This window comes from Flavobacterium johnsoniae UW101, from assembly GCF_000016645.1.
GTDB classification, from domain to species: domain Bacteria; phylum Bacteroidota; class Bacteroidia; order Flavobacteriales; family Flavobacteriaceae; genus Flavobacterium; species Flavobacterium johnsoniae.
The window spans coordinates 4497624-4510509 of record NC_009441.1 but is presented as its reverse complement, the minus strand read 5'-3'; the positions used below and the strand labels follow the sequence as shown (position 1 = coordinate 4510509).

The 12886-nt window shown below is 34.3% G+C and carries 9 protein-coding genes; 4 read left to right on the top strand and 5 right to left on the bottom strand.

Annotated elements, in window-relative coordinates:
* Nucleotides 1-94 precede the first annotated feature (94 nt).
* From FJOH_RS19695 to FJOH_RS19680, 4 genes are read left to right on the top strand one after another with little or no spacing between them, the layout of a single operon-like run.
* On the top strand, nt 95-3637 hold the full coding sequence (locus FJOH_RS19695; RefSeq protein ID WP_235023070.1) for a SusC/RagA family TonB-linked outer membrane protein: 3543 nt from the start codon (nt 95-97) through the stop codon (nt 3635-3637).
* 3 nt (nt 3638-3640) lie between these two features.
* A complete protein-coding gene (locus tag FJOH_RS19690; protein WP_012025778.1) occupies nt 3641-5065 on the top strand; it encodes a RagB/SusD family nutrient uptake outer membrane protein in 1425 nt (474 codons plus the stop codon).
* 5 nt (nt 5066-5070) lie between these two features.
* Nucleotides 5071-7509, top strand: coding sequence for a zinc-dependent metalloprotease (locus FJOH_RS19685; protein ID WP_012025777.1), 2439 nt, complete (start codon nt 5071-5073; stop codon nt 7507-7509).
* Nucleotides 7506-8027: a DUF3347 domain-containing protein gene (locus tag FJOH_RS19680; protein ID WP_012025776.1), complete on the top strand. Its 522-nt coding sequence runs from the start codon at nt 7506-7508 to the stop codon at nt 8025-8027. Before FJOH_RS19685 ends, FJOH_RS19680 begins: the two co-directional genes overlap by 4 nt.
* Before the next feature lie 253 nt (nt 8028-8280).
* On the opposite strand, the gene FJOH_RS19675 is transcribed toward FJOH_RS19680, so the two are convergent.
* From FJOH_RS19675 to FJOH_RS19655, 5 genes are all read right to left on the bottom strand, one after another.
* Nucleotides 8281-8856 (bottom strand): DUF4833 domain-containing protein, encoded by a 576-nt coding sequence (locus FJOH_RS19675; RefSeq protein ID WP_012025775.1) that lies wholly within the window; start codon nt 8854-8856, stop codon nt 8281-8283.
* Between the two features lie 23 nt (nt 8857-8879).
* Nucleotides 8880-9305: a GtrA family protein gene (locus tag FJOH_RS19670; protein WP_012025774.1), complete on the bottom strand. Its 426-nt coding sequence runs from the start codon at nt 9303-9305 to the stop codon at nt 8880-8882.
* 1 nt (nt 9306) lies between these two features.
* A complete protein-coding gene (locus FJOH_RS19665) occupies nt 9307-9993 on the bottom strand; it encodes a CDP-alcohol phosphatidyltransferase family protein (protein WP_012025773.1) in 687 nt (228 codons plus the stop codon).
* 154 nt (nt 9994-10147) lie between these two features.
* On the bottom strand, nt 10148-10954 hold the full coding sequence (locus tag FJOH_RS19660; protein ID WP_012025772.1) for a phytanoyl-CoA dioxygenase family protein: 807 nt from the start codon (nt 10952-10954) through the stop codon (nt 10148-10150).
* Between the two features lie 232 nt (nt 10955-11186).
* The gene (locus FJOH_RS19655; RefSeq protein WP_012025771.1) at nt 11187-11975 is read right to left on the bottom strand and encodes an SDR family NAD(P)-dependent oxidoreductase; all 789 of its coding nucleotides are present in this window, start codon (nt 11973-11975) and stop codon (nt 11187-11189) included.
* Between the last annotated feature and the right edge of the window lie 911 nt (nt 11976-12886).

The following is a 12886-nucleotide window of genomic DNA, read 5'->3' as shown; positions in this document are numbered from 1 at the left end:
TATGAAATTAAATTTACAACCAAAAAAACCTTACAAAAATCTTGGAAAAAAGATTCCCAGATTTAATTTTTCTACCTATTTAACCGTGTTTATAATGCTGTTTTTCAGTTATTCAGCACAAGCACAAAATGTTACCATCAATTTTAAAGATGCTTCTCTTGAAACAGTTTTGAAAGAAGTGGCGAAACAGGTCAATTATGAAGTTTTTTATACTCAAAAACTGCTTAAAGATGCTAAACCTGTTACGATTAATGTAAAGAATTCATCTTTAAAGGAAACTTTAAACCGAATTTTCAGCACTCAAAATTTGAAGTACAATCTTGCCAATCAGACAATTGTAGTAACCGCTTCAAAAGATAAGACAGAAAGCTTGGGAAACGACCTAATCCGCGTAAGCGGAAAAGTTACCAATAATAAGAACGAATCTTTTCCGGGTGTAACAGTAACGTTATCAGGAACAAACAAAACCAGTATTACTGATTTTGACGGAAGTTTTACATTTGATAATGTACCCTCCAATGGAATTTTAGAGCTTTCCGGATTAACAATAGAAACAAAGTCTATCGCAATAAATGGCAGAAATACGCTAACCGTTATAGTTGAAGACAAAGTGGCTGCAATGAAAGAAGTGGTAGTTACAGGTTATCAGACTATTGCAAGAAGTAATTTTACGGGTGCAATTTCTAAAATTGATGAAAAAACATTAAACGAAAACATCAACTCTAATTTATCAAGCGCGATTGAAGGACGTGTTGCGGGTTTGATGTTTCAAAAAAATCCAAGCGGACTTGGTTCAGATCAGCCTATTTTAAGAGGAATTGGTACATTTTCTTCAGATCAAGTTGGTTACAGCCCGCTTGTAGTAATTGATGGTTTACCAACTGAGTTAACTTTAGATGAGATAAATCCATATGATATTGAAAGTGTAGACGTTCTAAAAGATGCGGCTGCAGCTTCTATATATGGTTCAAGAGCGGCAAACGGAATTATCGTTTTAACTACCAAAAAAGGAAATGGTAAATTAAAAGTAACGATAAACTCAGATTTCTTTATTTCAGATAAACCAAATTTGAGAGATATGAATTATGCCTCAACAAGCGATATGATCGATTTTGAACAGGCAGTTTACAATAGAGAAAGAGCCAGATTTGCAGACACTGCAACTATGTTTAGCAGTTATGGAGACATTGGAAACAGTAGTTCGAAATATTACAGTCCTCTTTATCAATTAAATAGAAATTTAGAAGAAGGAAAAATTGACAATGCTGCTTATAACAGCACTCTTGCACAGTGGAGAAAAAACGATTACAATAAAGATTATCGTGATAATGTTTGGCAAAATGAATTAAGACAGCGTTATAATGTTGCCTTTTCTGGAAGTACAAGTAAGCAGAATACTTATGTATCGCTTAATTATGACCAATCAAAAGGTCGTATAAAGTACAATAGCGGACGCAATTTTAACCTTTACGCAAAAAGTAGTTTTCAGGTAAATAACTGGTTAAACGCTACTTTTGGAGTAAATGGAACTTATAGTAATGAGGATGTTACAGAATACGATCTTGGCAATTATGATATTCAAAAACGATACGAGCGTATTACAGACGATAACGGAAATTTAGTTCAGTCTTCATTTTCATCAGTTAAAGATGGTTTTACTTCCAGTGGTGCTCTTAATCCAGCTATGGTCGAAAAACTGGCGGGTTTGAGTGGTTTTAAATCGACGAATTTTAATGTTTTAGATGCTCTTAAAGAAGGTCTTGAAGAACAAAATTCATTGAGCTTAAGAACTTTCGCTAATATTAAAGCTAAATTGTGGAAAGGTTTAAGTTATAATACCCAATTTCAATATGAGGTAAGAAAAAATGACAGGGAACAGTACTACGATATTAATTCGTATAGAATGCGTTATGCTATTAATGCATTAACAGGATATAATCCAACCACAAATGCATATACGTACGTTGAAGGTTTCTCTACAGGAGGACGATATAAGCAGTCAAGTTCTCAGGCGAGCAATTATTCTTTTAGAAATCAGTTAGATTTTAATCAAGAATTTGCAGATGGAAAACATTCTGTTAATGCCTTGGTTGGTACAGAAATGCGCGAAACTTTTCTTCCAAGATCAATCGAACAGGTACGTTATGGTTATGATCCAGTGACACTTAGTTCTGCTGTATTGAACAATCTTGCATTGAGTCAGACAGGAGTTCCTAGTTATATCTTCGGAAACAATAGAACGTTGTCAGCTTTAGGAAGAACACAGCAGGAAATTTTACACCGTTATTTTTCAATTTTCAGTACTGCGAGTTATACTTATTTATCTAAATATAACATTACAGGAAGTTACCGTATTGATAAAGCCGATTTATTTGGAGTTGATCCAAAGTACAAAAACCGCCCTTTATGGTCTGCAGGTTTAGGATGGAATGTCAGCAATGAAAATTTCATGAAAGAAGTTAAATGGGTAACTATGTTGAAATTAAGATCTACTTACGGAATTAATGGAAACGTAGATCAAAGTACAACACCTTATATAACGGCAACGAGAAGAAACGATAATTTATATCAGTCGTTGCAATATACAAACATCACGGCACAGCCAAATCCAATGTTGAGATGGGAAAAAACTCAAAGTACCAATGTTGGTATTGACTATAGCTTATTCCGTGCTAAATTAAACGGTTCTATCGATTTGTATCACAAATACAGCACTGATTTATTAGCCACTACAGATCTTGATCCTACAGTTGGAGCTTTATCAAGAAGAATTAATGCTGGAGCACTTTTAAACAAAGGTGTAGAATTTACAGTTGGTTCTGAATGGTATAATAATGGTAATTTCCGCATTAATTCAAATTTAGTTTTTGCCTTTAACGAAACAACTGTTAAAAAAGTAACAAGAGCACAAACTACAGCTGCGTCATATGTTTCTTCACCAACTAATTTCTTTGTAGAAAATGATTTCTTCAATAGTATGTATGCTTACCAATATGGAGGAACGGTAAATGGCTATCCGTATGTTTTAGATGAAAACGGCAATCCATCTATTACTTTTGATGCCAATGGAAATCCCATTTCAACAAGTATCAAATCGATTACCAATCCAGATGCTTTAGTAAATGTGGGAACTTTAATGCCAACTTATACAGGTTCATTATCACAACGTTTTTCTTATAAACAATTCGAATTAAACTTCTTATTTGTTTTCTCTGGCGGAAATGTAATGCGTAAAGAAACGATTGACATGAGTTCTGATGCTGTAAATCTTTCTGGTATTACAGATCGTTATACAGATGCAAATCCAAACGGAAATACTCGTTTGTATGTAGATTTCGACGAAAGTGTTAGAAATTATGCAGGAACTATAAGCAGTCAATGGAGAAATTCAACTGCAAATGTTGTAGATGGTGATTATATTAAATTGAGAAACATTTCTTTTGGTTATAGTCTGCCTAAAGCTTTTGCAAATCGAATCAGTATAACATCGGCAAAATTTACTTTCCAGATGAATAATATTTGGTATTGGAGTGCTGCCGGAAATCGTATAGATCCAGAAGTTTACACTGTAAATTCTGGCACACGCAATTTACCATTGCCAAAAACATATTTATTTGGATTTAATCTTACTCTTTAAAAAATGAAACAGATATATATAACAGTACTGTCTTGTATGATGTTAACGATTTCATCATGCGAAGATTACACGGAAATCACACCCAAAGGCGCTTTAGTTATCGAAACTCCGCAGCAATTCCTTGAATTAGTATCTCTGCCTGGACGTGGTTATCCAATTAACAACTTTCAATACTTATCAGACGATCAATGGATGAGAGAAGCCAATGTGATAGGAAGAACTCCAAACATTGATATCATTAATTTTACATTTGATGAAAGTGTAGATAGAGTTTCGTTAATAACTGGTTCTAGTTTTTATAATCAAGCTTACAGTTACATCAACCGATGGAACACTATTATTTCACTAGTAGATAATAGCAAAGGAGATGAAAATATCAAAAGATTAGCAAAAGCTGAAGCTAAGATTTACAGAGCTTATGATCACTTTTTATTGGTAAACACTTATGCAAAAGGTTACGATCCGCAGACTGCAGCTGCAGACGGCGGAATCTGTATCATGGAAAAATTTGACCTTGAAACACAGCCTTCAAAATCTACTGTGGCACAGGTTTATGATTTTATTCAAAGAGATATCGAAGATGCGTTACCTTATCTTCAGGAAAAACCTGTTGATGTTTATCATCCTTCTTTAGCATTTGCTTATGCGTTTAAAGCCAAAGTTCATTTGTTTAAACGTGAAATTGCACAGGCTCAGGCAGCAGCTGAAAAATCATTAAGCTATAATAATCAAATATTTGATATGGTAGCTTACAATAAACAAGGAGGCCCAACTGCAGCAGCTGTTCCGGCTGCAAATAATATTGAAGTATTGAGTTATATGTACATGACAGGGTATAACGAAATGAATTTCGGACAGCTTTATATCATCAGCCCGGAATTAAGAACTTTATTTGGAACAAATGACGCGCGTTTCAATTTATTTTTCAATTCAACTAGTACAACCAATCTCGACCAAGGTTCAGGCACAGCGTATTGGGGCACGCAGTACACAAGATTTTTCTATCCTACAGTGGGTATGAAAACAACTGAAGTGTATTTAATTCTTGCAGAATGCTATGCAAGAGACAATAAACTTAATGAAGCAGTTGGAGTCTTAAATGCCTTAAGAGCAAAACGTATTCTTTCGGGTACTGTAAATTTAACGGTTCCGGCTACAAGAAAAGAAACAATGGATTTGGTAATAAATGAAAGAAGAAAAGAACTGCTTTTTGGTTTTAACCGTTTCTTTGATTTAAAGAGATTAAATACAGAAACTGAGTTTGCCAAAACCGTTACAAGAGTATTTCCATTGGTAAACAAAACTGTTCCTCAAAAAACATATACATTACAGCCCAACTCTCGATTGTATATTATTCCGTTTCCATTATCTGCTTTGCAGAAAAACCCGAAATTGACCCTAAACACAGACGAAAAACTTCCATTTTAATTTAGATGAAGAAATTATTTATAATGCTGATCATGCTGTCTTTTGGACAGCATGGTTTTGCTCAAACTCCGGAAAAAAAAGCCGACAGCACCAGCACGCAGCCAAAAGGAATGCAGGCTTACAATAAAGTGATCACAGATAAGGCCAAAAGCAAGTCGGGTCTTTTTATGGTAAGTCAGGTCGATACAAAATACTATTTTCAAATTCCAGACAGCTTGTTTAATCGTTATATGTTGGTAGTAACCCGTTATCTTTCGACTCCGGAAGGAATGGGAATTTTTGGAGGGGAAAAGGCCAACGAGCAGACTATTTATTTTGAAAAAGGGGCAAATAATACTGTTTTTTTAAGATCATTACAGTACAGACAAGATGTTCGTTCTGCTGACTCGATGCTGGCAAAAGCATTGGCGGGAAGCAATGAAAATCCAATTGTTGCGGCTTTTCCAATCAAAACAACTAATCCGGATAACGGAAATGTGGTTATCGATGTAACCGATGTTTTCAAGAAAGACAACGCAATGTTTGCTATTGAAGGCAAAGAAAAAACAGAGAAAAAATTAACCTCTCTTGCTGATGATAAATCTTTTATTGAAAGTATAGATACCTATCCGATTAATATAGAAGTCAAGACAACAAAGACGTATACAAGTTCTACAGCAAGCAGCGGCAGTATTACATTGCGATTAAATACTTCAATTGTATTGCTTCCAAAAACGCCAATGCGTAAACGTTTTTTTGATGAAAGAGTAGGGTATTTTGCTAATAAATATGTTTTGTTTGATGATGATGAACAAAGCGCACAGAAAAAATTTATTGTACAGCGTTACCGTTTAGAGCCTAAAGAGAAAGACATCAAAAAGTATCTAAGAGGCGAATTGGTCGAACCAAAAAAACAGATCGTTTATTATATTGATCCTGCAACACCAAAAAAATGGCGTCCATACCTAATTGCAGGAATCAACGATTGGCAGAAAGCTTTTGAAGCTGCAGGTTTTAAAAATGCAATTATAGGTAAAGAATGGCCGGAAAATGATCCAGCAATGAGTTTGGAAGATGCAAGATATTCTGTAGTACGATATCTGGCTTCTGAAACACCAAATGCTTATGGTCCCAGAATCAGCGATCCGAGAAGCGGAGAAATTATGGAAAGCCATGTTGGATGGTATCATAATGTGATGAAATTAGTCCAAAGATGGTACATGATTCAGGCAGGACCATTAGATGCAAGAGCCAGAAAAATGCATTTGGACGATGAATTGATGGGACAATTAATTCGTTTTGTTTCTTCGCACGAAATTGGGCATACCATTGGTCTGCGTCATAATATGGGGGCGAGCAGTGCGACTCCTGTAGAAAAACTTCGTGATAAAAAATGGGTGGAAGAAAATGGTCATACCGTTTCTATTATGGATTATGCCCGCTTTAATTATGTAGCGCAGCCGGAAGATAACATTAGTCCAAAAGGAATTTACCCAAGAATAGGGATGTACGATAAATGGGCTGTAAAATGGGGTTATACCTATTATCCAAACGCTGAAGATGAGTTTGAAGAAGAAAAGACCCTTGCTAAATTAACGACAGAAAGTTTAACGGCTAATCCTAAATTATGGTTTGGAGGAGAAGGAAAAGACGAAGATCCTCGCAGTCAGTCAGAAGATTTGGGAGACGATTCTGTAAAGGCAAGCGATTATGGAATTAAAAACCTAAAACGAGTAGTTCCAAATCTGGTTGAATGGACCTATCAGCCAAACGATGCTTACGATAACCTATCAGATATGCATAAAGCAGTTGTATCGCAATATAGCCGCTATTTGTATCATGTATTGAAAAACATTGGCAATAATTATGTAACCAAAAGAACGGTTGACGAAAAAGGAGCGGTTTATCAGCCAATTCCAAAAGCAAAAGTAAAGGCAGCTGTTGATTATGTTGGCAGACAATTGTTTACAGCACCATTATGGATGTATCCAAAGGAAATTGAACAGCTTATTGCGTTGAAAACGGCAGACCAAATATCAGATCAGCAGAATCAGGTTTTAAATATGCTTTTGAGTTCCGGAATGCTTTACAACATTAGTGTGAAAGCCATACAGTTTGAAGGAGCTTACACCGTTCCGGAGTTTTTAAATGATCTGGAGCAGACGGTTTGGGTAAAATTCAGCGGTGACGAAAAACAAGATTTTTACAGAAGAAGTTTGCAGCGCGCTTATGTCGAAAAATTAGGCATGCTTTTACTGCCAAAAGAATTAGAGCCTGGAAAAGCAGCCAATGCAGCGCAGCGCAGCGATGTGAGATTGTACGCGAAACAGCACTTAGTAAAATTAAGAGATGATGTTGTTAAGTTAATGAACGGAACATCAGGTTTAAGTAAAGATCATTACGAAGCAATCTTGATCGAAATGGACAAAATAGTTACAAAATTAAACTCAATTACAACGATATGAAAAAAGTATTAGTGATCGTATTCATCTTCTTAAGCGGTCTGACTCAGGCCCAACTAACATCAAAAGAAGAAGTAGCGCCAGAATTGGTTCAAAAAAGAGAAGAGCAGAAAAAGGAAATTACTAAAAATTATCTGGCTTTAAAAAACAGTTTAATTACTTCAGATAGTTTAGCGGTGGTAAAAAACGCAGAAGCTTTAAGGAATTCTTTAAAGAACTTCAAATTTAAAAAGCTGAGTTTAGAACAAATGAATGCAGCGACAACAACAAGAAAAGCAATTTCAGATTTAGCAGCTGAAATGGCATCAACTAAAAATATTAATAAACAGCGCAAAATTTTTGAAACACTTTCTGTGAAATACTGGGAAGCGGCTTCAAAATTCAAAGCAGCTGATGCAGCATTATACCTGCAGGTCTGCCCAATGACAGGTGCTGTATGGACAAGTGATAGTAAAGAAATTAAAAATCCTTATTATCCCAAAAATATGCTGACTTGCGGTGAAGTAAAAGCAAGTTTGTAGTTTTTTTAATTTGAATTAGTTTGATAAATACGGTATTCTGAAAGGAGCCGTATTTTGTCGTTTATCATATTTTTTATGTATGAGAAAAAAATATAGTAAAAGGATCAAATGCCGGGCCGAAAGGGCTGGCATTTTTTTATTACCGACATTCATTCTAAGTAATTGTCTTTGCAATCAGTAGATTTACCTAAAATCTTATACAGCAAAACTATAAGAGATTTATGCAAAGGCTTTTGGAAATTAAAACTCTGATTTAAAATACTATTCTTTCCGTAATTTTTTGATTTGAGGAAGCATCAATTCCGGTAACTTCGGCATACTTTACGTTTGGTAACCAAAAAGATCCCCCTTCAATACGCACAAATATTTTTTCTACCTGTATCCTTTTCTGATTTACATTTACAAAAACATGATATTTTTGATCTGAATCCATCTTCTCCAGGGTTAGGGGAAACTTTTTATAGGATACAAATTGAAACTCAAACTCGTCATTATTTAAGGTTTTACTTTCTATTCCATATGCAAATTTGCGTTGTATATAGCTGAAATTTTTTTGTTCTCCTTTCTCAGCATATCGAATCCAGTAGGCTTTTATAGGATTGCTTTTGTTTATTTTCCCATTTTCCTGATAATTTAAGGCATACACAGCAGTGTTTGTATTGGGATCTCGCTGAATGTAAAACAGCATGTTATCTATATTCTTGGGTGTTGGAAAATTTAATGGTGATGGATTTTTGGATTGTGCCAGTAAATTTTGAGCCATTATATTTACTAAGATCGTTATAACGATTAGGGATTTTGTAAAATAATTAAAGGGTAATTTATTCATAACAAAATACTTATGATTTAATTTTATTTTAAGACATTTTGTTTTTTGTTTAACCTAAAAACCCAATATTTAATCAGCGGGTAATTAAATCCATACGAAACAAAACTATCTGTGATTAATCTTCCGATTCTGTAATCGATTTGAAATGTTTTTTGTAAAATTAGTGTGCCAAATGATTTTAATGAAATACTTCCTAGTACAACTACCGCAAATTTAAAAAGCTGACTATTGATGTGGCAGCTATACCCACATTGATCTTTAAATACCCAAAATCTATTGATGCTGAAATTGATGATTGCACCAACAGTTCCTGAGATTAAAATAGAAAAGGTAAAATGCAGCTTAAATACTTCTGTTAATAGAATCATTAAGGTATAATCGGTAATACCGCCTAAAAATGCCGCAACTTGTGCCTGCAGAAAAGTTAAAACAGCTTTTTTTCTGAACATTTCAGTCTGTTTTTTTATCTTTTAAATCGCCCAGCTTTAAGAGTTTCATGCTGTCTATCGTATTAATTATAAATAATGCAATAGTGATTAAGCCTGCCAAATAGGTAATTGATCCAGTAAATAAAACTTCTATAATTAAAATTAAAGCAATAATAAATCGAAGTTCTGTTGGACCAACAAAGCCGGAATCAATACTATATTCATTTGTAATTTTATACCGTAACTGACTGATGATGATCGACCAGCCATACAATGCAACAAAAGCAAAGGCTAATACTTGTGTGCCATTTTTAGCATAAATGTAGTAGCCAAAGCCTATAAGTACAATACCAATCCAGTCGGCGATAATATCGAGTGCAAAACCATACCAGCGGCGCGGGGTATTTCTATAATAAGCCAATCTTCCATCTAAAGAATCGCCTAACCAATTTACAGCCAATCCAATAATACCCAAAAGCAAATACCAATCAACCAAATAAGTTCCTAAAACAAAAGCTAAAAATACGAATCCTGAACCAAGAGTTCCCATTAAAGTAAGCAGGTTTGGCGAAATGAATTTAGGCACTTTTGGAAGCAAAAATACAATCGTTAACTGTTCTGCTCTTTTTAAAATATTAGTCCGCTTGCGGTCTGAAAATGTTCTTTGCGCAATTGCATTATAATCCTCAACCTGTATTTCTTTTCCCATTATCAGCCCAATATTTGTAAACCTGACAGTATAGCCAATTCTATTTTTGCCATTTTCAATTTGATTTTTCTTTGCTTGCTTTTAAAAAAATCGGTGGTACTTTTTAGTTTACCTGATCTAACCAGATAACTAAATGCGAGAACAATCAGCATAATTATTTAACAATTCCTGCAAAACGCTGATAGAAAACCGTTGGACTATTCTCGTTTTTAGGAGCATATTTCCCTGCGATAATCGGAATATAAATAACTCTTCTTCTGCTTTCTTCGCCACGGATAGATGATTGTGCAACTCTGTGCCACAAACGTCCATCGTGAATAGTTAAATCTCCAGCTTCGGGATTGATGGAAACTTCTTGTGGATCAGGTTGATGATCTAAAAAGTATTTTTTACGGAAAAGCATTTGATAAATACTTTGCTTATGTGTACCCGGGATGATTTTAAGACCGCCATTTTCAGGTTTTAAAGTACTTAAGTGAATACCCACATTTAGCATCGGGTTTAATTTTCCACCATAAAAAATATCTCTTAAGCCATCTGTGTGCCAGCCCATTTTTGTAAACTTACTTTCCGGCCCGTTGATATAGTGATTGAAAACCATTCCGTCTTTTTCTTCAGTACCTAATCTTGCGCCATCGCCGGCCAATGGCAGTAAACCATTGAATCTTGGATCGAGTAAAAGACCGCTTAAGGTCTGATGATGCTGGTTGATAAAAGCAAAGCGCTGCACAATAGGAGAGCCGTCTAAATCCTTTCCGTATTTAATAGGAACACCGTTTACTTTTTGAAGATCATTGTCAATCCATTGTTGCTCTACTTGTTTCGAGGCTTCAATGATGGATGAAACAGTTTCCGGATTTATAAATTTTTTGAAATGGATAAAGCCATGTTCGTTAAAAAAGTTTATTTGCTCATTATTTAATTGCTCAGCAAGGGTGAAGGTTTTATAAGAAGATACCATGATAATATAGATTTAATAAATGAAATAATATAGTTTGTAATTTTATCTAAAACAGAATAACAACAACAGCAGCAACAAGACATTAGCATGTTGGCGTGCATTCGGTTTTCAGATAAACTAAACATATTTTTTCTTTTATTTGACATACTCTATAGAATTAGTAGAATTTTATACAAACTTACTATAATTTTTCTTTTGCAAAGAATATTTTTTTGATTTTTTTTGAAAAAAATTAAATTTTATAAATTCCAGCAGCGGTTTTTTCTATAAAAGCCTTTGGCAGTATACGATTGGCATAAACCGAAATGATATTAGTAAAACCCGGAATAACTTCTGATTTTTTGCTGAACATAGCTTTTACTGCCATTTTTGCAACTTCATCAGGCTGCATATTAAACTTTTCAGCCATTTTGTTTAAAGCACTTAAACCAGCTCTTGCAGCAAAACCAGTATCAACCGGACCCGGACTAAAACAGGTTACTGAAATTGAAGTTTGGGCAAGCTCGAAACGTAAGGCACGGGTAAATGATAAAACAAAAGCCTTAGTAGCCGAATAAACAGCCAGAGTAGGTACAGCTTGATATGCAGCAGTACTCGATATATTTAAAATATAGGCTTGTTTTTGTTGTGAAAGTATGGGTACTAATAAATGTGAAAGTTCAACCACTACGTTCATGTTGAGCTGCATCATGCCAAGCTGATCGTTTAGGGAAGATGCACTAAAATCACCCCACACCCCATATCCGGCATTATTAACTAGAACTGCAACCGGATAGTTATTACTTTTTATCCAATTGGTTATTTTTTGTGATGCGCCATTTATTGAAAGATCAATCGATAAATAAAAAATATCGATGTTATACTTAACTTCAAGATCATCAGATAATGCTTTCAATTCCTGATCACTTCTTGCGGCAAGCAGCAATGGATAACCCTGTTTAGCTAATTCATGAGCGATAGATTTTCCAATTCCTTTACTGGCGCCGGTTATCAAGGCATACGGTTTAGTTGTATCGCTCATTTGTATTAATTTTGGTAATCAAATATAAAGATTAATTTTAAACTATAGGAGATTAATAAAATGCTTTGATTTATTCTTTAAGGGGCTCTTGAAGATGAATTAATAGTAGTACAAAAAGCATGGTAATGCTTTTTTTCGGCTGTGACTTTAATTTTAAAAAACTGAAATCACAGTATAAATACTGGATTCTATATTCATTTAACCAAGTCTGCAATCCGTAGAATAACATTTATTTTCTCAATTGATTAAAAAGATTTAGAAATTTTTAATAAAGTTTCTAAACCTATACTGAAATAGTAGTTAGTTATAATTTTCTTCTTTTTTTTCAGACTTATTTTATTTTTGATTTTGACCGGTGACGGGAGAGGTAGGATGGAATGGAAAGTTTATTTTAATAGGAAGATTATTTTAGGGTCAGTTTATTTCTAATGGTTAAATAAGATTAGTAAAATATTGGTAAGGATTCTGGTTTCGCTGTTATTTTACGCCTTAATTTGTTGAGGAAATTTAAATCATTAAATGTCGTTGGACTGAAGTTAAAAATTGAGTTATTTCTTTAATATAATGTTAGTTTTGCTTACTGGATAGACAATTGAATTAATTGTGTTTTAAATTTTATTAATTTTATAGAATTAATATATTTGCATCGAAATAAAATCTGACAAATTTTTTATTGATGAAGCTGTGAGTACGATTTAAAAAACATCGGACCAATTTTGCAAAAGTTGTATAGAAGATTGTACTGTGAAATACATTAATAAGTGTATTTAAATGAATGCGGAGGCGATGCAGGATGCTGTGATGGATGCTGCGGCTACTGCAGACGAAAAGTGCGACTGCTAAGATTATCCAATCCTGGTTAACAAAGTAAAAGAATTGCATGCAGTTCCTTTGACATTAAAATTTAGAGA